Genomic DNA, 25,021 nt, shown 5'->3' on the forward strand with positions numbered 1-25,021 from the left:
CGGTGTCTTAACCCCTTGACCAACGGACCTTGAGCTTTTCAACTCTTTCTATTATACCTACTTTTCCTCCTTTGTCAAGGACTTTTTTAAAATACTTTAATTTTTTACCGCCTACATTTATCTTTTATAATGTTAGCTTATTTCCTAGTTTTCTTAACCAACTTCACGACCGCTTCTGTCCGTGCAGTGTGGGGAAACATATCGACTGACTGGATATACTGAAGATCATATACTTTCACTAGTTTAACCAAATCTCGCGCTAATGTCGAAACATTACAAGAAACATAAACCATTTTTCCCGGTACATAGGTTAGGATGGTATCTAATAACTTGTCGTCTAACCCCGTACGAGGAGGGTCAACTATCAGGGCGTCCGCCCTATAGCCCTCTTGATACCAGCGGGGAATAATCTCTTCTGCTGTTCCTGCTTCGTAATGGGTATTGTCAAATCCCATTTTTTTAGCATTTCGCTTGGCATCTTCTATGGCTTCTGGAATAATATCCATCCCTCTGAGACTCTTGACCTTCTTTGCGAAGGCAAATCCAATCGTCCCAACACCGCAATAAGCATCAATCAGATGGTCTTCTTTGCTGACATCCAGAGCCTTAATTGCTTCACTATAGAGAATTTCTGTCTGCTCCGGATTAAGTTGATAGAAAGCTCGAGGGGAGAGAGAAAACTCATAGTCGAGTACTCCTTCTTGAATGCTCTCTTGGCCCCAGATAATTTCCGTCTTTTCACCATAGATTTCACTTGTTTTTGCTGTATTTGTATTGACAGCAACCGTGACAACTTCTGGAAAATCATTGACTAGATCTTTGACTAGTTGATTTAAATTAAGCTGGCGATTTGTGACGATGATAATCTGGACTTGTCCATTTTTTCTTGCTCTGCGTACCATGATGGTGCGAACGCCTAGCGTTTTTCTCTCATCGGTGATGGGGATTTGGTGGTAAGTAAGAAGTTCAGCTAGGCGATTCGCAATCACTTGGGTTTCCTTATCTTGCACCAAACAGTCTTTCAACTCTACGAGATAATGAGAGTTTTGCGCATACAAACCTGCCTTGACCTGATTTTTAAATTTCCGAGTCTGGAATTGTAGCTTAGCACGGTAGTACTTTGGTTCCTGCATTCCGATAGTTGGACGGATTTCATAGTTTTCATATCCTGCAGGAGCAAATTTTTTCAGGGCTTGATGGAGCAGATCCGTTTTGAACTCTAACTGTTTATCGTAGTGGAGGTGCATGATTTGGCAACCGCCACATTCATTATAAATCGTACATGCAGGTACGACTCGAAATTTAGACTTCTTATTAACCTTTAGTAATTTGGCTTCAACAAAGTTACGTTTAATAGAAGTAATCTGACAATAGACATCTTCTCCTTTGAGGGCGCCTGGCACAAAAACGAGGGTTTTCTGGTAGAAACCGATTCCCTCACCATTGATGCCCATCCGCTTGATTTTTAAAGGTATTTTTTGTTTGACTTTTAGATTCATAAGTCTATTATACCACGTAGTTTCTTAATGGTTAAGAATATGTTACAATAAAACCATGAATACAAAGACATCTCATTTTTCCCCATTGGATTTTCCTGAGCAATTACGAACTTATATAGAGGGAGCAACCCTTTCTGACAGCTCTTCTCATTCAGGCGCAACGGTTCTCTATCTTGATTCAGGTTACTATTTGAAAATTGATCAAAAGAGAAGATTAGAGCGAGAAGCTGCCATTGCAAGGTGGTTTGAAACCAAAGGACTGGGAACTCCAGTTATCGACTATTTATCTACAGATAAAGACTACCTTTTAACAAAAGAAGCGTCTGGCAAAGATGCCCTTGCCTTTCTGGATCAGCCAGAAACAATTTGCCGAACCATGGCACATGCCCTTAAAAAACTTCACAACTTACACCCACACAATTTTCCATCAGAAAATCATTTACAAACCTATAAAGATAGAGCTTTGAAAAACTATGAAAAAGGCGAGTTCTATGCCAAGGCCCTCCTACCCCAATTTCAGATTAATAGTCGCGAAGAGGCCTTCCAACTCATCCAAAAACAAGGACACCTTTTAAAGACTGATGCCTTTATTCACGGTGATGCCTGTCTACCAAACTTTATTCTAAAAGATGCTAGCCGTTTCTCTTGCTTTATTGATCTGGGCTTGGCTGATTTTAGTGATCGTCATATCGATCTCTTTTGGGCAGTTTGGTCTCTAAACTATAACCTAGATAACCCTAAATACGCTGAACTGTTTCTTGACTATTACGGCAGAGAAGAGGTCGACACAAACAAACTTCGACTCGTTGCTGCCTTTGAAGTATTTGGATAAAAGGTAAACCATGAAAATCACAAAACTTGAAAAGAAAAAGCGCCTCTACTTGATGGAACTAGATGGACAGCAAACCTCTTATATCACGGATGATACCATTGTCCGTTTTATGCTATCTCGAGATAGGGTCATTAGTAAAGAGGAACTTACCGAGATTCAGGACTTTGCTCAGTTTTCTTATGGTAAGAATCTCGCTCTCTACCATTTATCCTTCAAGGCCCGTACTGAAAAGGAAGTGCGAGAGTATCTGAAAAAGTATGATATTGATGAAAAAATAACTAGTCAAGTTATCGCTAACCTTAAAGAAGACAACTGGATTAATGATTGTCAGTATGCCTACTCTATTATCAATGCCAATCAACTTTCTGGAGATAAGGGACCTTATGTGCTAGCTCAAAAACTGTCTCAAAAAGGGATTGCCAAATCAACGATTGAAGAGGTTTTAAAGGATTTTGATTTTTCAGAGGTTGCTCAACGTGTGGCGGAGAAACTTCTTAAAAAATACATGGGAAAGCTTCCCGCTCGTGCCTTGCAGGATAAGATCATTCAAAGCTTGACGAACAAAGGCTTCTCCTATTCTGATGCTAAAAATACTTTTGATGACTTGGATAATCAAGTCGGCCAAGAAACGACTCAAGAACTCATTTTTAAAGAGCTAGACAAACAATATGCTAAGTATGCTCGAAAGTATGAAGGATACGAACTTAAACAGCGTTTAACCCAAGTTTTAGCCCGAAAAGGCTATGATTTTTCGGATATAGCCAGCGCTCTCAGAGAATATCTTTAACATTTTCGTGTAAAATTCAAAAAAATTAGACCAATTTATGATATAATAGTAAACGATAAACTTATAAATTGTAGAAAGTTGGTTAGTTATGAAACTTCCAAAAGAAGGCGACTTTATTACAATTCAAAGTTATAAGCATGATGGGAGTCTTCACCGTACTTGGCGAGACACCATGGTACTAAAAACAACAGAGAACGCCATTATCGGCGTCAACGACCACACACTAGTTACCGAAAGTGACGGTCGTCGTTGGGTGACTCGAGAACCGGCTATTGTTTACTTTCACAAAAAATATTGGTTTAATATCATTGCTATGATTCGCGATAATGGGATTTCCTACTATTGCAATATGGCTAGTCCCTACTATCTAGATGAGGAAGCCCTGAAATACATTGACTATGATTTGGATGTCAAGGTCTTCACTGATGGTGAAAAGCGTCTCTTGGACGTTGAAGAGTATGAGCGCCATAAACGCAAAATGAAGTATTCTGATGATTTAGACTATATTTTGAAAGAACATGTTAAAATCCTTGTTGATTGGATCAACAATGGACGCGGTCCTTTCTCAGAGGCTTATGTCAACATTTGGTACAAACGCTACATAGAACTAAAGAATCGGTAAAGTTGTCAAGCCGGGGTGAGAGCCCTGGTTTTTTTTATTTGAAAAACCCAGCTTTACAGCTGGGTTAATTGCTATATATCTAATTTAGTGACGGTAAACTTGATATGGGAATAGTCTTTTTCAACATCCTTATCCAACAAAAAAGCCGTGGCATCCTTCTTAACCTGAATAAGGTCTATATTCTGGGCTTGAGCTGCATAGACGCATCCACAATAACATTGACGGTAGATATCATACTCCTCACACATCTCCACCGAACGCTTGTAGCCTTGGTTTTTCTTGAAATCACTTGGGAGATAGTGAGTGGTATAAATCTTTTGCACATCAATTCCGATACTGTTGATGGTTTGAGAATTCTTATGGGGACTGATGGTCAAGGCTGAACCAAAGTAGTCAAAACCCAAGTCCATAGCTACCTGTGCTGTTTTGTCCAAACGGTAGTCAAAACAAACCTTGCAACGGTCGCCACCTTCTGGCTCTTCTTACAGTCCTCTGACTAACTTCCGGTATTCATTGGGTTCATAGGGAGCTTCTAGGTATTGGACCGTATTTCCTGTTCGCTCATTGAAATCACTGACAAATTTCTTGGTGACGTAAGCTCGCTTGTGGTATTCTGCCTTGGGATGGATATTGGAATTGGCAAAATAGATGGTCACATCTGCATACTTGGTCAAATATTCGAGGGTATAGGTACTGCAAGGGGCACAGCAAACGTGCATGAGAATAGTTGGACGTTCCTCATTTTTTTCCCAAACCTGAACCATTTTCTGCATAACACGGTCATAATTAATCTTCTGATTGGGATTCATCTTGCTCAGAATTTCTTCTACATCGATCATGTTCTTCTCCTTCTTCTAGTCTTATTTTATCATATAAGTTAGGAGAGCTCAAATCTGTTTAGAATAGAAAACCTTAAAAGGAGGGATGCATGTTCCCTCCTTTTGTGTTTTTTATAAGTTGCTTTTACATCATGCCGCCCATCATGCTTGGATCCATTGCTGGAGCTGGGGCTGCTGGTTCCGGTTTATTGGCTACGACTGCTTCCGTAGTCAAAATCAAGCTGGCTACAGATGCTGCATTTTGAAGGGCTGAACGGCTCACTTTCACTGGGTCAATGATTCCTTCTTCAATCATGTTGACCCATTCGCCAGTTGCTGCGTTGAAGCCTGTACCAACCTCAGCATTCTTCAAGCGGTCAATAACAATAGAACCTTCGAATCCCGCATTGTGGGCGATTTGGCGAACAGGTTCTTCCAAGGCACGGAGAACAATATTGCGCCCTGTCGCTTCATCTCCTGTCAATTCCAAATCAGCTACGGCTGGAATGACATTGGCAAGAGCAGTTCCACCACCTGCAACGATTCCTTCTTCAACAGCTGCACGAGTAGCGTTGAGGGCATCTTCAATGCGGAGTTTCATTTCTTTCAACTCAGTTTCAGTTGCAGCTCCGACCTTGATGACTGCAACACCACCTGACAATTTTGCCAAGCGTTCTTGCAATTTTTCTCGGTCAAACTCTGAAGTTGTGGTTTCTATTTGAGACTTGATAACCGCAACACGGTGAGAAATCGCTTCAGGATTTCCAGCACCTTCTACGATAACCGTGCTATCTTTGTCCACAGTTACTCTCGCTGCTTGACCAAGAGCTTCAATTGTCGCATCTTTCAACTCAAGACCAAGGTCTTCTGTGATAACTGTTCCGCCTGTCAATATGGCAATGTCTTCAAGCATGGCTTTGCGACGGTCACCAAAACCAGGTGCCTTAACTGCTACTACGTTGAAGGTTCCACGAATCTTGTTCAATACAAGAGTCGGAAGAGCTTCGCCATCCACATCATCCGCAATAATCAAGAGCGGACGATTGCTTTGGAGAATGCTTTCTAGAAGTGGCAAGATTTCTTGGATATTGGAAATCTTCTTATCTGTAATCAAGATGTATGGATTTTCAAGGTCAGCCACCATCTTTTCGCTATCTGTCACCATGTACTGTGAAAGGTAACCGCGGTCAAACTGCATTCCTTCCACGACTTCGAGCTCTGTTTCCATACCACGTGACTCTTCGATGGTGATGACGCCGTCTTTACCAACTTTTTCCATGGCTTCAGAGATGTATTCGCCGACTTTTTCAGAACGAGAAGATACAGCAGCAACCTGAGCGATGGCTTCTTTATTGGCAACAGGGATGGCGTTGTTTTTCAAAGCTTCTACAGCGGCAGCAACTGCTGTTTCAATCCCACGACGGATACCGATTGGGTTGGCACCTGCTGTGACGTTCTTGATTCCTTCACGGACGATAGCTTGGGTCAAGACAGTTGCAGTTGTCGTTCCGTCACCTGCGATATCGTTGGTCTTTGAAGCCACTTCTGATACCAACTTGGCACCCATATTTTCAAAATGGTCTTCCAACTCGATTTCTTTGGCAATGGTCACCCCGTCGTTGGTGATGAGCGGTGAACCGAATGATTTTTCCAACACAACGTTACGACCTTTTGGTCCCAAGGTTACTTTAACAGTGTCTGCAAGGATATCGACACCACGAACCATAGCTGAACGAGCATCAGATGAAAATTTAATTTCTTTTGACATACTTACTTTCTCCTTCTATTCTTCAATGATTGCCAAGATGTTGGCTTCGCCAACGATGATGTACTTTTCATCGCCATCTTTTACATCAAGACCTGCATGTGCTTCAACTAAGACACGGTCTCCAGGCTTAACGCTTGGAGCTACCAAGTCACCGTTCAAGGTACGAACACCTTGTCCAGTAGCTACAACTTGGGCTGTTTTTGTTTTTTCTTGGGCTGAGCCTGCAAGGACAAAGCCTCCAACAGTTTGTTCTTTTTCTTCGATTTTCAAGACCACACGGTCTCCTAATGGTTTCAACATCTGTTTTCCTCCATGATGAGATACATATTATTAGCACTCTTTGTATATGAGTGCTAATTCATAATTCTATTGTATCACTTGGTCAGAAATAGTCAAGAAAAAAGTCTGACTTTCTCAAGATAAAAAGCCTGAGACCAACTCAGACTTTTTAATGTTTATACTCAATGAAAATCAAAGTGCAAACTAGGAAGCTAGACGCAGGCTGCTAAAAATACAGTTTTTAGGTTGTAGATAGGACTGACGAAGTCAGTTACCTATACCTACGGCAAGGTGAAGCTGACGTTGTTTGAAGAGATTTTCGAAGAGTATTAAAATGGCAATTCCTCCTCTTCCAAAACCAAATCTGCCAAATCCTGTCCGGCATTATTTTCACGCATAGCTCGTTGGGCACGACTTTCCAAAAGTTGGAATCCTGTCACAAGAACTTCAGTCACATAGTTCATCTGGCCATTTTTCTCAAAGCGACGGGTACGAAGTTCTCCATCCACAGAGATAAGACTACCTTTAGTTGCGTAGCTTGCCAAGGTTTCAGCCAATTTTCCCCAAAGAACAAGATTGACAAAATCAGCTTCGCGTTCCCCATTCTGGTCTTTGTAACGACGGTTCACAGCGATCGTTGCGCGCGCTACTGACTTGTCATTGTTGGTTTTGTGCAATTCTGGTGTAGACGTCAAACGCCCAATCATGATAACTTTATTATACATTTTTCATCCTCCTACTTATCTATTCGCAGGAAATCAAAAAAAGTTACAGAAATTTGTAACTTTTCAAGGAATTTTTTTACTTTTTATGAACCATAAATCCAGTCGCCTGTTGATTGGCCATAATGGTCATATCTGTAATCTGCACACGACGAGGTTGACTGGTCACATAGACCACTGTGTCTGCAATATCCTGAGCTTGCAAGGCTTCGATTCCCTGATAGACCGCCTCAGCTTGCTCTTTGTCTCCATGAAAACGTACGGTTGAGAAATCTGTTTCAACGATCCCCGGTTGAATGGTTGTCACCTTAATGTCCGTTGCAATCGTATCAATCCGTAGCCCATCTGAAAAAGTCTTGACAGCAGCCTTGGTGGCTGAATAAACCGCTGCACCCGCATAGGCGTAGATTCCTGCGGTTGACCCCATGTTGATGATATGCCCTTGATTGGCTTTTACCATTGCTGGCAAGAAAGAACGAGTGACTGCCATCAACCCCTTGACATTGGTATCCAACATGGTCAGCATATCCAGCTCTTCATAGTCTTGATAGGGAGCTAAGCCAAGAGCCAGCCCGGCGTTATTGACCAAGATATCAATCTGACCTATCGTTTCTAGAATATCGGAACAAACAGTCTTTACCATGGTCATATCCGTCACATCCAGCGAAAAGATCCAAACTGTTTGATTTGGAAAGACTTCTGCAAACTCCTCCTTAAGAGCTTCTAGTCTGTCTGTCCGTCGTCCTGTTAGAACGACATTCTCCCCCTGCTCCAGATAAGCACGCGCAATCGCTTCACCGATTCCTGAGGTCGCCCCTGTAATCACTACATTTTTTGCCATCTTATTTCCTTCTATCTGGTCTATCAAATACTGACAACTTCCTAGGCAGTCCAATGTTTGGCTGGGTCAAATGGAGTTCCAACAACTTGGTCTTCTGATAATTCAATAACACCACGTTTTTGCGGAGCATTTGGCAAATGCAATTCACGAGGGCTGCACATCATACCAAAACTCTTTTCACCACGAAGTTCGCCTGGGAAAATGAGATTTCCTTTTGGCATCATAGCTCCCGGAAGGGCTACAATAGTTTTCAAACCGACTCGCGCATTAGGTGCCCCTGCAACAATTTGCACTGTCTTGTCACTTGCGACTGCAACTTGGCAGATATTGAGGTGGTCGCTATCTGGGTGGGCTACCATGTCGACAATCTCACCGACAACAAACTTTGGTTCCTTATCGTTGATAATTTCTTCTGTAAAGCCTTCTGCCTGCAACTCTTGGTTCAAACGTGCTACTTGCTCATCTGATAAAAAGACTTGACCGCGCTCTGCAATTTCAAACAAACTTGAAAGGTCAAAAATATTCCAAGCCACTGTTTCCCCATTTTCTTTGAGGAAAACACGGGCTACTTCCCCTTTTCGTTCAACATCTAGCTTGGCATCTCCGCTGTTTTTCACGATGACCATAAGGACATCACCAACATGTTCTTTGTTATATGTAAAAATCATTGTTTCCTTTTTCTCCTATTTCAGTCCTGTTAAAAAGTCGATAATTTGTTCCTTGCTTTTTCGGTCACGATTGACAAAACGGCCGATTTCCTTGTCCTTTTCTAGCACAACAAGGCTAGGAATCCCGTAAACATCCCAAAGTTTAGCCAGATCCATATACTGGTCACGGTCCACTCGAATAAAGGTGAATTCTGGATTGGTCTCCTCAATCTCTGGCAAGGCAGGATAGATATAACGACAATCTCCACACCAGTCCGCCACGAAAAGAAAGACCTTCTTGCCATCCTGCTCGACAAAACCTGCGAGTTCTTCTATACTAGCGGGAGTAATCATAATACTTCCTCCTCATAGACCAGATCTTCATTTTCATAGACAAAGGTATAGTGACGGCCATTCTCGAAAATGACTCCTCCGACGAGTCGCTCTAGACTGCTTTCGTAGACTTGAACATAGAGAGTCGCAATCTCTCCCATATCTGAGAAAAGATCACGCACGGTAGCGGTCAACTCCTCTTGCGTCTTCATGAGTTTGTGATTATCTGCTGCTTTTTTAGCCCCCAAAGCAAGGGCACTTAGACCAGCCACAGTCAAGCCAGTCATCCATAATTTCTTAGCTTTCATACCTTTCATTGTAACACAAAAAAGGTTCTAGGACAAATAGGGAAGCAGTATATGGCAAGGAAAATCCCCTTCCCTCAATGAGGAAAGAGGACATCTTATCCTTATTGCCAAGCGCCTGAACTGCCCACATAATAGCCATCAGGTGTGTAGGTATTGCGAAGCATTTTACCAGATGAGTCTAAGTAGTACCACTTGCCTTGGACTTGAATCCATTCGTTACTTGCCATAACTCCTGAGCCTTTAAGATAGTACCAAGTATCACCATAGTAGAACCAGTCATCTCTCAAGAGAGCGCCTGAATCGGTTAGGTAATACCAGTCACCTCGGTAGAAAAACCAGGTGCTCTTTTTCATGACACCTGATGATTCAAAATAATACCATTTACCTTGGATATACACCCATTCTTGGCTTGCCATAGCTCCTGACGATTTTACAAAATACCAGTTGCCTTGGTCATAAATCCATTCGTTACTCGCCATGGCTCCTGAAGATTTGAGATAGTACCAACGATTATTGTAAAATTTCCACTCATTACTCATCATAATGCCAGAATCTTTGAAATAGTACCAAATATCTTCACTGCAGATCCAACCACCATGAATCATGCCACCAGCCCCATCCATGAAATACCAATATCCTTGGTATTTTAACCAGTCATTTTTAACTAGCTCGCCTTGTTTTTGGTAGTACCAGATTGAGTCTGATTTGAACCAGCCTGCAGTTTCAAAAATTGGATAAAAACTTAGCAAACTAGTTCCGCTGTATGGTCGAGTTATTTCTCCGGGTTTCTCAAGCTTCACACTATCATATTGACTTCCTCTCCATGCTACGACCTTCTTACCCTTAGAAGTATCAGGCAGGGTTGCTGTATAAGTCTTTGTTTTATAATCCCACTTGGTATCTAAATAAGTGTACTGGTCTTTTTCCTCCTCAAGGCGATAATAACTACTCTTTCCTCCGTGATAAATATCGTCCATTACTTTTGTAGACCAAGTCTTGACTTCATCTCCACTCTTGGCCTCCACCTTGATATCCCCACTATAGCCATAAGGAACGTAGAAATTCAAGTAACGTCCTTCCTCTCCGACCATGGATTTTTCCTTTTCTTCACCTAGGAAATTTGTCGTTTGATCCTGACCGTTTAGACTGATCGTCCATTCGATTTTTTCAGTTTTTGGCAAATCCAAGACCTGAATATCTACTTCATGACCATTGTTAAAACGAGCTACCTTGCCATTTTCATAGATAATACCACCCTTAATAGGCCAAACCTCTTTCAGTTCAAACGCTTGACCAGTTTGGGGGAGAGCTAGTAGGGCTAGACCTGCTAGAGACAAACCAAATAGTGTGATTTTTTTCATTGTAAATCCTCCTCAGATGTTGTTACGTTAATTATATCACTATGTTTTTTGTTTGCAAATCTTATCCTAAATATGCAAACAAAAAACCTCTGAGATTGTTCTCAAAGGTTCTGATTTTGCTAATTGCTGTTCTCAACAGCTGCAGTGACAAAGGCAGTGTAGAGTTCTTCTGGGCGGTTTGGACGGCTTGACAGTTCAGGGTGATACTGACAAGCCACAAAGAATTTATTTTCAGGAATTTCCACAATTTCTACCAAACGATTGTCTGGAGAAACTCCTGAAAAGACAAAACCTGCTGCCTCAAACTGCTCACGGAAGGCGTTGTTAAACTCATAGCGGTGACGGTGACGGCGTTGCACCACTTCTTGATTGTGATATGCAGCAGCCGCCTTAGAGCCACGTTTCAACTTAGATGGATAAAGTCCCAAACGAAGGGTTCCACCCATATCCTCAACGTCAATCTGATCACGCATGATATCAATGATAGGGTATTTTGTTTCTGGTGCAAGCTCTGCAGAATTAGCACCTTCAAGCCCTAAAACGTGACGAGCAAACTCGATACAAGTCAACTGCATTCCCAAGCAGACACCCAACATTGGAACATCATTTTCACGCGCATAGCGAATGGCTTGGATTTTCCCTTCAGTACCACGTTGACCAAAACCACCTGGTACGATGATTCCATCTGCATCAGACAAGATTTCTGCTACATTCTCTGCTGTCACATCATTGGCATTAATCCAATTGATCTTCACTTCTGCGTCGTTAGCATATCCAGAGTGTTTCAAGGCTTCGACCACTGAGATGTAGGCATCTTGCAACTCCACATACTTACCAACGAGGGAAATTTTGACCTGTTTCTTGAGGTTCATGACCTTATCCACCATAGCTGACCACTCTGTCATATCCGCTGCTGGTGCATCTAATTTCAAGTGGTCACAGACAATCTGGTCCATACCTTGTGCCTGCAAGTTCAATGGAATTTGGTAAAGGTGTTCGACATCCAAAGACTCGATAACAGCTTCTGGAGCCACGTCACAGAACTGAGCTAGTTTATTTTTAATTCCTTGACCAGCTGGTTTTTCTGTACGAATGACCAACATATTTGGCTGGATTCCCAAACCGCGCAATTCTTTTACTGAATGCTGAGTTGGCTTGGTCTTCATCTCACCAGCAGCCTTGAGATATGGAAGCAAGGTTGTATGGATGTACATGACATTATCTGCACCCACATCTGCCTTCATCTGACGAAGAGCCTCTAGAAATGGCAAGGACTCGATATCTCCAACGGTTCCACCAACCTCTGTGATAATGACATCAGAGTCGGTCGTTAGAGCAGCACGCTTGATTTTTTCTTTCAAAGCATCTGTGATATGAGGAATGACTTGAACAGTTGCCCCAAGGTACTCGCCACGGCGTTCCTTACGAAGAACTTCACTGTAGATTTTACCAGTTGTCACGTTGGAATATTTGTTGAGGTTGATATCGATGAAACGTTCATAGTGACCCAAGTCCAAATCTGTTTCAGCTCCATCATCAGTCACAAAGACTTCCCCGTGCTGGTAAGGACTCATGGTTCCCGGATCGATGTTGATATAAGGGTCAAACTTTTGAATGGTTACTTTTAAACCACGATTTTTCAAGAGACGACCCAGACTTGCTGCGACAATCCCTTTCCCAATAGACGATACCACACCACCAGTTACAAAAATATATTTCGTAGACATAGATTCCTCTTTCTAAAATGCTCAAGGCCTTGTTAACTACGAGGGGACATAGAAAACAAGACCCTTATGAATAACGACTTTTCAAGAAAACTTCCTGAAAAACAAAAATAGCTCCCTAGTAACTAGGGAGCCCCGACCTCTAAAAGAGGTGCCCGAACAATATGATACCTTAAAGCAGAACATTTGTCAACCCGAATTGGTAAAACAGGAAAAAAGGAGATCAGGTGATCTCCTCTGTGAAGTCTTTTACTCTTCTTCACTCGTTTCAGCGTCATCGTCAGAAAACTCGTCGTCTTCTTCGTTGAGATCCACGTCTTCACCCAAGTCATCAGGGGCGATTTCGTTGATTTCCGCATCATAAGCTTCCACTTCATTTTTCTCATCATCTGGATTTTCATCATCGTATGAAAGAGCTGGGTCTGCTTCGTATGCGTCTTCGTCTTCTGGATCATCTGCATTGTAGTCAATGGCATCTGAATCACCATCCATGAAGGCATTGACACGTTTTTTCTTAGCTTTTGGTGCTACTTCATCGTCGTCACTTTCTTCAAGAGCGATGATTTCTTCGTCAATTTCGTCTACACCATACCATGAACGAAGACCCCATTTGTTGTCCCCAAGTGAGATGAAGCTACCGTCAAAGTTCAACTCTGTGTAGAACAAAGGCAAAGCTTCGCGGATATCGCTGTTTGATGTTCCAAGGTAGTTTTGAATTTCGTTTACAAGATCGCTAAAATGCATCTCATGATCGCGACCACGAAGTTCTAAGATAGCACGCGCTACCTCAATCATAGATAGTTCACTTTTTTCTTGCCCAGCAAATACTTCTAATTCCAAAGCGTTTCTCCTCATTTTTACTACTATCGCCAGAGCGAACAGACTCTGACCTCATTTTATCATGTACTCTTTATTGTACGATAATTTTGCGGAATAGTCAAAGGTTAAATGGGAGAAAGTGACAGGACTTTTTATTTCTTTGCTATCCAGCCGATAGCATCGCGAGGTGGTTTTTCGGTATCAATCCAGATGAATTCGATGCGGTTATATATGAAAATTAAGCTTCAATATCGTACTTCTCAGGTAGGTTCGAACTTACAGAATTTGTCATGTAGTAACCTGCTTTCTAGAAATTTATCATTTAGTATGAAATCTTGTTAAAATATACTAAGTTTAGCTTTATGAGCAATAATGTCCGTTATGAATTACTTTAAATAATTATTAAATTAAGGTCTTTAGTAAAACATATACATTTGTTAACGACTTTATTCTAGATTATCAAAAAATATTAATTGGATATTTTTTCTTCAAAATAAGATAACAAACTAGGAGAAGTAATTGCATGCTTTGCTAGATGAGACAATAATGTTTTTTCAGGAGAATTTAAAGATAAATTTGTTTTACATCCGTAAGAAAATTCTGTTTGTCTAAGAAAATTAACTAAAAATTTGAAATCTTCTTTTCCTCTAAAAAAGTAATTAATATCAAAAGATTCAGTTTGTTTATAATACTGGATAAATCTTTTAATACCTCTTTTTTTACACTTAAAAAGATTTAATAGATCTATGAAATGACTAACATCATCACCTTCACTTTTTAACTTACTTATTTTTTTTACTAACTGAAATTCATAACGTGTAATTAAATAATCAATATCTATATCATATAATGGTTTCCCATCGATACCCGCATTAATAAGTTCTATAGAAAAATCTTTTATGATTATACAATTAATAATATTGAATTCTTCAAATTTCAACTGAAAACCATATTTTATGCACAACATGCTGAATAAATTATAGTCAGTTAATTTATCAATAAAACTCTGGTGCAATTTTTTATATTTAGATACTAATTCATCAAACTCTGTACTTCCTCGATTGTATCCAATTTCTTCCTCTATAATTCTCTTAATGACTTCAGAGGAAGTATAAAAATTCTCTATTGAATAAAAATCGGTTTGATAGACTCCTTCATAACAAGGTTGCAATGAACCTACATTATCGTAATCTTTATCTATAAAAAATAATAATTGATTTTTAGGAATCAACGATTCTTCTCTACAAATTTTTTGATGTATTTTTAAAACTTCACTTTTTCCACCACATTCATACTGATTACACAAAGGGTAGCTTTTCAACAAACTATAATGAACCTCTTTAAATTTATTAAAGTAATAGAATCTATCATAGCCTTCAAAAAAGAAATGATAGGTATCCATATTCCTATTTTTTCTTTGAGAAAAATCAAGCCATGCAGATGCCGCATTTTTAGATTTTTCTCTCATCTCCTCTGCTCGACTATTCTTCGTCATAATTCTTATCTCCACTAAAAACTTCAAAATCAGAAACATTATCAAATAGGTTTTCAAATATGAACGGAGAATGTGTAACTGCAACTAGAAAGAATAAGGAATTAGAGTTGGAGATGTCCACTAGGAATTCTTTTTGCCATTCAATTGACAATGATAACTCTGGTTCATCAAATAATACAATGGTTTCTTTATCTTCCAATAGTATTTTTGAAAAAATAGATACCAATTGTTTTTCACCAGAAGATAATTGATTTAATTCAATTTTTTTCTTCTCTCTGGAATAAATAGCTATGTCTAAAGAGGACTGATCGTAAACAAACTCTTTGTTAATGAAGTATTTGTTCACGACATCAACAAATCGTTTAATTCTATTATCTATATCACTTAATTTTGAATAATTTTCCAAAATTTTGTTTAATAGATTCATAAGATACTTATCTTTATCCTCTGATAAACCATCTTTTTCAAATTTATCTATAATAATATCAATTGTTCTCTTTTCAACTTTACTCCCTAAACGACTCAATGCAATTCTAACTGTTTCGGAATCAGATTTTTTAAGTTCTGAAAATTCAAAAGCATTGCCAGTAGTATATTCATTTAACAAACCTGTTGTCATTTGTTCATAGTTTTGGCTTGTAACTGTTTTTATACCATATAAAATATTATCAATCTGTTTTTTTACATCTTCCATTCCAAAATTTATCAAATTTTCTTTTATTTCTTCACGGAATGGCAGGTCGGTAATATCATTGCTTGCAAAAATCTCTTCTTCAATTCGCCTATAAGTTGGGAAGTACAATATTTTTTTATCTTTTTTAAAAGCCTCTATTCTACTAACAAAAGTTTTAAAAGGATTCTCATACTCACCATTATGTGAATGAGTTAGATGAGAATCGTCATAAATAGTTGCTAGAGAATACAAAAAATAATTATAGGGAATCCTATTATTAATCCTATTTTTCTTATACAGACTCTCATGATTTAACTTTTTAAAATCGGTCGCATTTTTCACATCATGAATAATTGATTCATCTATATCTTTCATCCATCGTTCATACACAACATTGTTACCATATAATTGTTTCTGTTTAAGCACCCTATGGAAATCTAATTCACCTCTGCGATTAATATCATTAAACTTCCATAATGAATACTTCAAATAAATCTCATCCTCATTAGGGAAATCAATGTAATCCATTACTTCCTCTTTTGAGAATTCAATTATCTCATTGTCATTAAATTCAATAGAGATTTTTGTAAAATCAATTTTTTTAAGTTCAACATAGTTACCACTTAGTAAATAGTATAAAATATTTAAAACAGTAGTCTTACCAACACCATTCTCTCCTACAAAAATATTAACAGCATTATTAAAATGTATACTTACCGTCTTAGAATCATGTAACCCTTGTATTTTAAAGCTTCTCATATAAACCTCCATTCGCCCTATTATACCACAAAAACACGGCATTCCGCCGTGTTTCTGTATTTATTTCACCAACTTCTTCATCTCATCAATACGTGCTACGGTCGCGTCGTACTTGGCTTGGTAGTCGGCTTGTTTATCGCGTTCTTTTTGAACGACTTCTGGTTTAGCATTGGCCACGAAGCGTTCGTTAGAGAGCTTCTTACCTACCATGTCCAGTTCTTTTTGCCATTTAGCCAGTTCCTTGTCGAGACGAGCCAATTCTTCTTCGACATTGAGGAGGTCTGCCAGTGGCAAGTAGATTTCTGCTCCTGTGATGACGCTTGACATAGCGAGTTCAGGTGCAGGGATGTTTGATGCGATTTCCAAGTGTTCTGGATTTGTGAAACGTTTGATGTAGTTGACATTGCTGTTAAAGAAGGCTTCCAAGTCGCTATCGCTTGTCTTGACAAGGATGGTGATTGGCTTGCTTGGTGCAACGTTTACTTCCGCACGCGCATTACGAACGGCACGGATCAAGTCTTTGAGACTTTCCACACCAGTGTGAGCAGCAAGATCTTCAAAGGCTGGGTTGACAGTTGGGTATTCTGCTGTCACGATAGAGCCTTCTGAGATTTGTCCAAAGATTTCTTCTGTCACGAATGGCATGATTGGGTGGAGGAGACGAAGGATCTTGTCCAAAGTGTATAGGAGAACAGAACGTGTGATGACTTTCTCTTCTTCGTTATCGCTATAAAGGACTTCCTTGGTCAACTCAACGTACCAGTCCGCAAACTCATCCCAGATGAAGTTGTAGAGGATGTGTCCAGCCACACCAAACTCAAACTTGTCAAAGTTTTCAGTAACTTTGCCGATCGTTTCATTGAGATTGTGAAGAATCCAGCGGTCTGTGACATTTCCAGCTTCCTTGTTGGCAACTTTTTCCACATTGGCAGTTGCTTGCTCAAGGGTCAAGCCTTCATTGTTCATGAGGATGTAGCGAGAGATGTTCCAAATCTTGTTAATGAAGTTCCATGAAGCATCCATTTTCTCATAAGAGAAGCGCACGTCTTGACCTGGTGCAGAACCGTTTGAAAGGAACCAACGAAGGGCATCGGCACCGTATTTCTCGATGACATCCATTGGATCAATCCCGTTACCGAGAGATTTCGACATCTTACGTCCTTGCTCGTCACGGATGAGACCGTGGATAAGGACGTTTTTAAATGGCTGACGACCTGTGAATTCCAATGATTGGAAGATCATACGAGACACCCAGAAGAAGATGATGTCGTAACCTGTTACCAAGGTTGAAGTTGGGAAGTAACGTTTGAAGTCTTCTGAGTCAATATCAGGCCAGCCCATAGTTGAGAATGGCCAAAGGGCAGAACTGAACCAAGTATCCAAGACGTCTTCGTCCTGAGTCCAACCATCACCTTCTGGAGCTTCTTCGCCGACATAAATTTCACCTTCAGCATTGTACCAAGCAGGGATTTGGTGACCCCACCAGAGCTGACGAGAGATTACCCAGTCATGGACATTTTCCATCCATTGGAGGAAGGTATCGTTGAAACGAGGTGGGTAGAATTCTACCTTGTCCTCTGTGTCTTGGTTGGCAATAGCATTCTTAGCCAATTGGTCCATCTTGACGAACCATTGAGTAGACAAGCGTGGTTCAACCACAACACCTGTACGCTCTGAGTGACCAACACTGTGGACACGTTTTTCGATTTTAACGAGGGCACCGATTTCTTCCAACTTGGCAACGACTGCCTTACGAGCTTCGAAACGGTCCATGCCTGCAAATTCGAAGGCCAAGTCATTCATGGTTCCGTCGTCGTTCATGACGTTGACTTGTGGCAAGTTGTGGCGTTGACCAACCAAGAAGTCGTTTGGATCGTGGGCAGGGGTGATTTTCACGACACCTGTACCAAACTCAGGATCTGCGTGTTCGTCCCCAACGATTGGGATGAGTTTATTAGCGATAGGAAGGATGACGTTTTTACCAATTAAGTCCTTGTAGCGTGGGTCTTCTGGATTGACCGCAACGGCAACGTCCCCAAACATAGTCTCAGGACGAGTTGTCGCAACTTCAAGGGCGCGTGAGCCATCTTCCAGCATGTAGTTCATGTGGTAGAAAGCACCTTCGACATCCTTATGGATAACCTCGATATCAGACAGTGCTGTGCGAGCTGCTGGGTCCCAGTTGATGATAAACTCACCACGGTAGATCCAGCCTTTCTTGTAAAGTTCGACAAAAACCTTGCGGACGGCTTTTGACAAGCCTTCGTCAAGAGTGAACCGTTCGCGAGAGTAGTCTACAGAGAGTCCCATCTTGCCCCATTGTTCCTTGATGGTAGTGGCATATTCGTCTTTCCATTCCCAGACTTTATCTAGGAATTTTTCACGACCGAGGTCATAGCGGGAAATGCCTTCACCACGCAAGCGCTCCTCAACCTTAGCCTGAGTCGCAATCCCCGCGTGGTCCATCCCTGGCAGCCAAAGCGTATCAAATCCTTGCATACGTTTTTGACGGATGATAATATCCTGCAAGGTTGTGTCCCAAGCGTGACCAAGGTGGAGTTTCCCAGTTACGTTTGGTGGTGGAATCACGATTGAATAAGGCTTAGCCTTTTGATCGCCTGAAGGCTTGAAAACATCCGCATCAAGCCATTTTTGGTAACGACCAGCCTCAACCTCGGCTGGATTGTATTTAGGTGAAAGTTCTTTAGACATGTGTGTTCTCCTATCTTTTTATAACGGTCTGACTAGACCTTCTTCTACTCCTGTTTTCAAACTGCCAAAACAAATTCTTGTCATTGCTTCATTTTCTATTAATTCAGAATATTTCTCTTCAGATTTCTTAGCAAAATTACGGAAATACCACTCAACATGGTCGCTTAAATCGACTGACTTATACTGCTCAAAATTATCAAACGATGCAATGTAACCAATATAAACCTGAATTGACAAAGATTCGTCAAAATAAGCATCATTAACAAAATGATAATTTGTTTTTTTATCTAAAAGAAATTTATTCAACTCTGTAACTAAGTTATATTGTTGTTCATTTAAATTAAAATATTCCTCATTTAATAATACCCTCTTATCAGGTTTATTAAAATCATACCTAGTATCTGAAGTCATTTGTGAAACCAATTTTCCAATTAAAACAACAATCATATCTGTTATTTGTAATCCAACATAGTCTCTAGAATTACAGGACTCTTCAATTTTATTAATCTTTAAACTACTAAATATGTCACTAGGTATTCCTTCATCTAGGAAAAGGACCCATTCAATATTTTCATCAGGATATCTTTGCTCAGTCATCCACAAATCAAATGCCCACTTTACTTTATCCCAATCGAAAGATAGTTCTAAGCAAGGTTCGGATAACTTAATTTTATGGTCATTAATTACCCTATCCATTGAAATAATGAGTTGTTGATAAACATCTAATTGCCGAACCATCCTCATATTTCCTTGATTATTATTAATTATCCTATTCAAATCCTGCTTTATTAGTTTCAACAAAGGTCTTGTTGGCAATGTTTTATCCAATAAAGCTTCAATAACTTTTTTTGAAGCCTCAATTTCAGCATATTTGGTTAAAACATATTTAGCAATAAACGGTGAAAAATCTGTCTCTTCCTCTAAAAAATAAAAGAAGTTAGTTAATCTTGATGAGGTAATAATCGACATTTTGCTAATCATAAACAATAAATTATCAACTTCGAATTTATTTAGCATCTTAAAGATGGATAAATAAAACTGAACTTCATTATTTTTCATAGAAGCAATTCCATACTCAAAGTTTGATTTCAACAAATCTAAACCTTTAAGTTCTTTATTCTTATTTTTCAATGATTGCCAAAGTTGTTTTCTGCTTGATAAATAAGTTTCAACAATTTGATTATACTCCTGTTCAATTGTTTCATAGGTTACTTCATCAATTTGGATCACATTAGCAACATATGAATGCATATTATCATTAGCATAAGATAATTTATTTTGCTTATCAAACGGCTTTGTAATTTTAAAGGAATTTTGTGGACCTTTTTCGTCCATAAATAGATAATTCATTTTCTCTCTCTTTTTCTTTTCCCCCAACTGTTCGAAATATTCGAACAGTTCAACTAGCAAATTTTAGTTTCCCACTCGCTCCTCAGTAGCCCATACCTCAAATCATCACAGCGATTGCCTTGGGTATCCTTGCGGTCTCGGATACGAGCTTCGAGGGTAAAGCCAAGCTTCTCAGCGACTCGTTGACTTTGGACATTGTAACCAAAACAAGTTAGTTCAATCTTGTGTAGGTTCAATTCTTTAAAAGCTAAATCAATCAAGGTACGTGCCGCTTCGGGCACATAACCTCGTCCCCAATAGTCTGGATGTAAGATATAGCCAATCTCCAAGACATCATCCTCGTGACGACGAGGGAAATCAACAGAGCCGATGACCTTATCGGTTCCTTTAGCGACAATTCCATAGCCCGCTGGGAGATTGTTCTTTTCATTACGCTCGGGAAGGATATGCTCCAGATAATAAATCTCATCTTCCAAGGTCTTGACGGGAGGAAAGCCTGCTGGGTAGGAAACTTCTGGCCTATTGGCATAGTCAAAGATATCCACAACATCAGCCACGGTACGGACTCGTAAGACTAGCCGTTCGGTTTCTATACGTTCTGGCAACTCTGCTCTTGTCATCCTTCTACCTCGCTTTCTACAAAAAATCGCCCCTGCCATATACATGACAGGGACGAATGTGCTAATCCGCGGTACCACCCAATTTCGGGCAGATGCCCGCAACTCTCGTCTTTAAAACAAAAAGACATTTTTATTTCAATTTTTCATCCATCAGCAACCAGTTATGACACATTTGTGGACTTCTCAGCACCGCCACTTTCTGTAAAATGTGGGATCCAAAACACCTCTGATGGCTCTATTGTAGCAAGTTTTTCTCGGAAATGCAAGGCTCAAGAAAGATTACTTGAAGCTGATTCCGTGCTCTTTTAATTTCTTGATGGTAGCTGGGCCGATCCCTTTCAAGGCAAGGAGTTCCTTTTCAGTCCAGTTTTTAAAATCAGAAGCTGACTTGATGCCTTCATCATAGAAAGTCTTGGCGCGGTCGACTGAAAGTCCACCTAGGTTTGCTGCGAATTCTTCTACAGAGCTTGTAACCTTTTGAGCTTGCTCTTTAGTTGCTTCTACTGCTTGTTCCACTTTTTTAGAGACAACTTTTCCCGCTTCACTAGCAGATTTTTCTGCATGCTTCACAACTTTTTTTGTTTCTTCGACAACCTTGGTCACTGTAGTTGAAAATGCACCTGAACGGCGAAGGCTGTTTCTTAATTGTTTTTTACGTTGGAGTTTCTTTGACATGATAAAATCCTTTCAATAAAAAATCCCTGTTTTGACAAGGATTTAATAAAGATATTCTATCAAGATTTTGGAAAAAAATCAAGAAAGGAAACGAGATTGTTCTTAAAAATCTAGCCGTTTTTTCTTTCAATCTAATTCGACAATGATTCAACTTCTTGATAAAATATGCAATAATGTGCAAGATTAATTCACATAAAAAGCTGATAAGGAGAACAATATGAATAATGAAAGTTACTTTGATGGTGGTCTTTTGAGCTAGGTTAGATATGCTATCCTAGCCATGATTATCATAGGCTTTACTATTGGAATCGCTACGCCTTGGGCAGTTTGTATGATGCAAAACTGGAAAGTTAAGCGCACTGTCATCGATGGACGTCGCCTCTATTTTGACGGAACAGGTTCTCGATTTTTCAGGAACTGGATCAAGTGGTTCTTGCTCACCATCATCACTTTGGGCATCTATTCATTCTGATTGCATATCAAAATGGAACAATGGATTACCAAACACACACATCACGTATAAACAGAAAAAGTGCGTTCATACGCACTTTTTGATTTGTAACGATTAATAATTTCGCTCACCAAATAATCCCTCTGGTAAGTCATGGAAACCCTTGCCCGCCTTGAAATTTTCAAACTTACCAAGCAAGAACTGATAAGCATCCAAGCGACTTTCGTAGCGAATCATGGCATCTTTGGCGCGTTCATCTTGCTCTTCTTCGTAGACTTTTTGACTTTCCTTGTGCGCCATGTCGTTGATCATGATCTGGGTATTGACCCAAGCTTCAAATTCCTTCATAAATTCCTGTTCGTAACTCATTGATTCTCCTTATTCTAATCCACGGAAATAGTCCGTATCAATCTCTCGGTAGGGTTGGATATCCTGAACATACTCTAGCACGCCTTGGAATTCCCCGTTTTCATTGTGCACTGCGGCATAGGTGATGTGGACAAACTTGTCTCGCGACTCTGACTTGAACCACATTTCATACTTGTCCTTGACCCCTTCACGAAGACCTTTCATAACGGCCTTCACCTTGTCTAAGTACTTGGGCGGATGGCAGAGTTCTACATTGCGCCCGACTTGGGACGGTGTCCGTTTGAAAATCATCTCATCAGCTGGCGTATTGTCATTGTAATACTGGAAAATATCGTCTTTATTGACAAAAGTGATTTCCATAGGGAGGTGATTGAGGATGAGGTTGGCCTGCTCGACCGAGAGATAGCCATTGCCAAAAGCCTGTTGACTATGGCGGTCCAGCACTGCTTCCTTTTCCTTAGGGGTAAAGGTAATGGTAAACTGGCCTTCTGGCGTATCTATAACTTGCTGCACTTGGCCTTCAGCCGTATCTAGTTGCACGGGCTCCTCTGTACTCTTTTCCTCAACAAAACTCTGACGTTCTGGAACCCATTTCTCAGACGGACGGATAATGGCATAGCCGTAGGCATCGCTCTCCTCTGCAATCTGAATCCAGTCATCCTGAGTAAAGGACTCAAGGAGAATCATGAGAAGGATGGACTCTTCCTTGAAAATCATACTTTCAAACTCTATCGCAAAAGCTTCAAGATCTTCTTTTACACTGCTAATCGACACTTCTGGCAGTGACTTAGCTGTCGTTAGAGCTGTTTGAAAGAGTTCCCTGATCTGGTCATCCACTCCCCACATAACCTTTGGAGGTGAATCGTGTCCATAGCGCTCCATGATGGGAAAGAAGAGCTCTTCCTTGCGCTGATAGTGGATGTCAAATTGCCCCAAAAGTCCCATTTGACGGACCAAGCCCTTGCGCATCTCTGCCAGCATTTCCTCATCTTCCATAGACTCATAGGTATCCAACAGTCTCCGAATGCGAATCAAAGCTGCACGGAGAGCCAGATTTTCATCCTTGAAGACGCGAACTGGGTGGCCAGGGTGTTCAGTCTCCTCCACTTCGACGCCCTTAACAGCATTTTTAAAAAGATTGGCATGGACATCACAGAGCTCCATGACATCTTCAAAGGTGACACCTGAGTCTGAGTTCATCAGCTCGTGCTCCATGAGGGAAATCTCAATAGCTGAGACACCTGTAAAGGTTGCATCAAAACGCTCCTGAACCGACTCGGGAGAGGCGCCATTGTGCAATTCTAGCAAAATATCCCGTAGGATATGAATCCGTTCATCTGCCATTAGTCTAATCCAATCACTTCATAGCCGTTCGCTTCTAGCGTGCGGACAATCTTGTCCATAGGAGTTCCTTCAAGTTTAGAACCCTGCTTCAGCGATACTTTGCGACCGACTGTGTTGCGCATCAAGGGATTAGCAAGTGGTTTAAAACCCAGCTCCACTAGGATTCCCAAGACTTCTGGATGCTTGTCCACCACTTCTGCAACGGGAATTGACACATCGATGATATTATCCATGACGACCTCCATGTATGTTCTAAAATGATTTTACTGCTTATATTATACCATATGGGAAGAGATTAAAAAAACTAGCGGTGGAGTTCCTGCCAGTTTCTTTCATTTCAAGTTATTCTTTATCCTCTGGTTTTGCGAGCCACTGGGCTACATCCATTAGCTTGTCAGCAAGCAGTACTTTCCCGAAACCTACTAGAGCATTGTCATCTTTCTTCATGTTCTTCAGAACTTTGACGCTTTGCATCATGAAAAAGTAATTCCCGTAAGTCTTGGCTAGAATTTTTATGAACCCCATATTACCTTCCCTCGTCTAACTGCAGTTTCTAACTGATTGCTATACCAGACTAGCTAGTTATTGATTAAAAATCATTTCATCTTACTCTTTCCAATTTCTATACTATCATACAAGCTGAGTTTTATAAAGCTTTTTAACAATTTTTTACTCTAGAAAGATTCCCCAGTATTTTTTATTGCCATTTCCCCACCAAAAAAGAGGGTGTCCCCTCTTGCTTAATTCTTATCCAGATTGCGTAACATCTCGTCAATCTTGTTTCCATATTCAATGGATTCGTCTTTGACGAAGGTTAAATCTGGGATTTTGTACAATTTCAAATTGCGACCAAGTTCACGTTTGATCGTACCAGTTGCTTTTTCAAGCCCGATTTGAGCTTTTTGGTTATCCGAAGCAAGGTTACTCAAAATGGTGTAGTAAACCTTGGCGACAGACAAATCCCCCAGCATCTGAACATCTGTAATGGTCACACCTTGGACACGTGGATCACGGACTTTCTTTTGCAAAATCTCATTGACTTCACGCTTGATTTCCATGCCCACACGATCCGTACGAAAATGATTTGCCATGATATTCCTTTCTCTACTTTGAACCAAAAGCTAGGCCAGCAGACCTAGCTATTTTTAAATTTCTTGATTTTTAATTCAAATTGAAACGACGTTCAATTTGAAATCACCTGCTTCTTTCACTG

General features: G+C 40.3%; 26 protein-coding genes and 1 pseudogene. 4 read left to right on the plus strand and 23 right to left on the minus strand.

Annotation, left to right across the window (positions count from 1 at the left end):
* Nucleotides 1-137: 137 nt before the first annotated feature.
* Nucleotides 138-1,499, minus strand: coding sequence for a 23S rRNA (uracil(1939)-C(5))-methyltransferase RlmD (rlmD, locus tag HMPREF1125_RS06065; protein ID WP_001050320.1), 1,362 nt, complete (start codon nt 1,497-1,499; stop codon nt 138-140).
* Nucleotides 1,500-1,554: 55 nt separating this feature from the next.
* On the opposite strand from rlmD, the gene HMPREF1125_RS06070 reads away from it, so the two are divergent.
* From HMPREF1125_RS06070 to HMPREF1125_RS06080, 3 genes are all read left to right on the plus strand, one after another.
* Nucleotides 1,555-2,331: an aminoglycoside 3'-phosphotransferase gene (locus HMPREF1125_RS06070; protein WP_001093504.1), complete on the plus strand. Its 777-nt coding sequence runs from the start codon at nt 1,555-1,557 to the stop codon at nt 2,329-2,331.
* A gap of 10 nt (nt 2,332-2,341) precedes the next feature.
* On the plus strand, nt 2,342-3,118 hold the full coding sequence (gene recX / locus HMPREF1125_RS06075; protein ID WP_000705060.1) for a recombination regulator RecX: 777 nt from the start codon (nt 2,342-2,344) through the stop codon (nt 3,116-3,118).
* 88 nt (nt 3,119-3,206) lie between these two features.
* Complete coding sequence (locus HMPREF1125_RS06080; protein ID WP_000775318.1) at nt 3,207-3,740, plus strand: DUF402 domain-containing protein; 534 nt, start codon at nt 3,207-3,209, stop codon at nt 3,738-3,740.
* Between the two features lie 71 nt (nt 3,741-3,811).
* Here HMPREF1125_RS06080 and HMPREF1125_RS06085 read toward each other — a convergent pair.
* The 17 genes and pseudogenes from HMPREF1125_RS06085 to HMPREF1125_RS06165 form a co-directional block, all read right to left on the minus strand.
* A pseudogene (locus HMPREF1125_RS06085) lies at nt 3,812-4,579 on the minus strand (epoxyqueuosine reductase QueH).
* Nucleotides 4,580-4,703: 124 nt separating this feature from the next.
* Complete coding sequence (gene groL, locus HMPREF1125_RS06090; protein ID WP_000031570.1) at nt 4,704-6,326, minus strand: chaperonin GroEL; 1,623 nt, start codon at nt 6,324-6,326, stop codon at nt 4,704-4,706.
* A gap of 15 nt (nt 6,327-6,341) precedes the next feature.
* Nucleotides 6,342-6,626, minus strand: coding sequence for a co-chaperone GroES (gene groES / locus HMPREF1125_RS06095; RefSeq protein WP_000917328.1), 285 nt, complete (start codon nt 6,624-6,626; stop codon nt 6,342-6,344).
* A 308-nt stretch (nt 6,627-6,934) separates the two neighbouring features.
* Nucleotides 6,935-7,330, minus strand: a complete 396-nt coding sequence (locus HMPREF1125_RS06100; protein ID WP_000282461.1) for a single-stranded DNA-binding protein — start codon at nt 7,328-7,330, stop codon at nt 6,935-6,937.
* A gap of 76 nt (nt 7,331-7,406) precedes the next feature.
* Complete coding sequence (locus HMPREF1125_RS06105; RefSeq protein WP_001107781.1) at nt 7,407-8,168, minus strand: SDR family NAD(P)-dependent oxidoreductase; 762 nt, start codon at nt 8,166-8,168, stop codon at nt 7,407-7,409.
* Nucleotides 8,169-8,209: 41 nt separating this feature from the next.
* Entirely contained in the window at nt 8,210-8,836 is a 627-nt protein-coding gene (ytpR, locus tag HMPREF1125_RS06110) for a YtpR family tRNA-binding protein (protein WP_000578279.1), read from the minus strand.
* 15 nt (nt 8,837-8,851) lie between these two features.
* The gene (locus tag HMPREF1125_RS06115; protein ID WP_000632376.1) at nt 8,852-9,169 is read right to left on the minus strand and encodes a thioredoxin family protein; all 318 of its coding nucleotides are present in this window, start codon (nt 9,167-9,169) and stop codon (nt 8,852-8,854) included.
* Entirely contained in the window at nt 9,166-9,465 is a 300-nt protein-coding gene (locus tag HMPREF1125_RS06120; RefSeq protein ID WP_025172335.1) for a DUF4651 domain-containing protein, read from the minus strand. The genes HMPREF1125_RS06115 and HMPREF1125_RS06120 overlap by 4 nt, the downstream gene beginning before the upstream one ends.
* A gap of 92 nt (nt 9,466-9,557) precedes the next feature.
* Nucleotides 9,558-10,817, minus strand: a complete 1,260-nt coding sequence (locus HMPREF1125_RS06125; protein WP_000724448.1) for an N-acetylmuramoyl-L-alanine amidase family protein — start codon at nt 10,815-10,817, stop codon at nt 9,558-9,560.
* Nucleotides 10,818-10,936: 119 nt separating this feature from the next.
* Nucleotides 10,937-12,544: a CTP synthase gene (locus tag HMPREF1125_RS06130; RefSeq protein ID WP_000105252.1), complete on the minus strand. Its 1,608-nt coding sequence runs from the start codon at nt 12,542-12,544 to the stop codon at nt 10,937-10,939.
* Nucleotides 12,545-12,790: 246 nt separating this feature from the next.
* Entirely contained in the window at nt 12,791-13,381 is a 591-nt protein-coding gene (gene rpoE, locus HMPREF1125_RS06135) for a DNA-directed RNA polymerase subunit delta (protein ID WP_000418415.1), read from the minus strand.
* Between the two features lie 448 nt (nt 13,382-13,829).
* The gene (locus HMPREF1125_RS06140) at nt 13,830-14,855 is read right to left on the minus strand and encodes a DUF4435 domain-containing protein (protein ID WP_000164975.1); all 1,026 of its coding nucleotides are present in this window, start codon (nt 14,853-14,855) and stop codon (nt 13,830-13,832) included.
* A complete protein-coding gene (locus HMPREF1125_RS06145) occupies nt 14,842-16,287 on the minus strand; it encodes an AAA family ATPase (protein ID WP_001256120.1) in 1,446 nt (481 codons plus the stop codon). Before HMPREF1125_RS06145 ends, HMPREF1125_RS06140 begins: the two co-directional genes overlap by 14 nt.
* 60 nt (nt 16,288-16,347) lie before the next feature.
* On the minus strand, nt 16,348-18,999 hold the full coding sequence (locus tag HMPREF1125_RS06150; protein WP_000032151.1) for a valine--tRNA ligase: 2,652 nt from the start codon (nt 18,997-18,999) through the stop codon (nt 16,348-16,350).
* Nucleotides 19,000-19,017: 18 nt separating this feature from the next.
* Nucleotides 19,018-20,349, minus strand: a complete 1,332-nt coding sequence (locus tag HMPREF1125_RS06155) for a hypothetical protein (protein WP_002883037.1) — start codon at nt 20,347-20,349, stop codon at nt 19,018-19,020.
* 53 nt (nt 20,350-20,402) lie between these two features.
* Nucleotides 20,403-20,969, minus strand: a complete 567-nt coding sequence (locus HMPREF1125_RS06160; RefSeq protein WP_000196172.1) for a GNAT family N-acetyltransferase — start codon at nt 20,967-20,969, stop codon at nt 20,403-20,405.
* 279 nt (nt 20,970-21,248) lie between these two features.
* A complete protein-coding gene (locus HMPREF1125_RS06165) occupies nt 21,249-21,644 on the minus strand; it encodes a helix-hairpin-helix domain-containing protein (protein ID WP_000038706.1) in 396 nt (131 codons plus the stop codon).
* Nucleotides 21,645-21,924: 280 nt separating this feature from the next.
* Between HMPREF1125_RS06165 and HMPREF1125_RS06170 the strand changes: the two genes are divergently transcribed.
* The gene (locus HMPREF1125_RS06170) at nt 21,925-22,116 is read left to right on the plus strand and encodes a DUF898 family protein (protein ID WP_080585595.1); all 192 of its coding nucleotides are present in this window, start codon (nt 21,925-21,927) and stop codon (nt 22,114-22,116) included.
* A gap of 93 nt (nt 22,117-22,209) precedes the next feature.
* On the opposite strand, the gene HMPREF1125_RS06175 is transcribed toward HMPREF1125_RS06170, so the two are convergent.
* The 5 genes from HMPREF1125_RS06175 to rbfA all read right to left on the minus strand — a co-directional run bounded on the left by HMPREF1125_RS06175 (nt 22,210) and on the right by rbfA (nt 24,899).
* Complete coding sequence (locus HMPREF1125_RS06175; protein ID WP_000119714.1) at nt 22,210-22,464, minus strand: DUF1912 family protein; 255 nt, start codon at nt 22,462-22,464, stop codon at nt 22,210-22,212.
* Between the two features lie 9 nt (nt 22,465-22,473).
* Nucleotides 22,474-23,808: a DUF438 domain-containing protein gene (locus HMPREF1125_RS06180; protein ID WP_000752877.1), complete on the minus strand. Its 1,335-nt coding sequence runs from the start codon at nt 23,806-23,808 to the stop codon at nt 22,474-22,476.
* Nucleotides 23,808-24,041, minus strand: coding sequence for a DUF1858 domain-containing protein (locus HMPREF1125_RS06185; protein ID WP_000368742.1), 234 nt, complete (start codon nt 24,039-24,041; stop codon nt 23,808-23,810). The genes HMPREF1125_RS06180 and HMPREF1125_RS06185 overlap by 1 nt, the downstream gene beginning before the upstream one ends.
* 109 nt (nt 24,042-24,150) lie before the next feature.
* A complete protein-coding gene (locus tag HMPREF1125_RS0102230; protein WP_000505779.1) occupies nt 24,151-24,333 on the minus strand; it encodes a hypothetical protein in 183 nt (60 codons plus the stop codon).
* 215 nt (nt 24,334-24,548) lie between these two features.
* Nucleotides 24,549-24,899 carry a 30S ribosome-binding factor RbfA gene (gene rbfA / locus HMPREF1125_RS06190; RefSeq protein ID WP_001273601.1) on the minus strand — a complete coding sequence of 117 codons (351 nt, stop codon included), beginning with the start codon at nt 24,897-24,899 and terminating at the stop codon, nt 24,549-24,551.
* Nucleotides 24,900-25,021 lie beyond the last annotated feature (122 nt).

Origin of the sequence: Streptococcus oralis SK304, assembly GCF_000287715.1 — a bacterium.
Taxonomy (GTDB): Bacteria; Bacillota; Bacilli; order Lactobacillales; family Streptococcaceae; genus Streptococcus; species Streptococcus oralis_Y.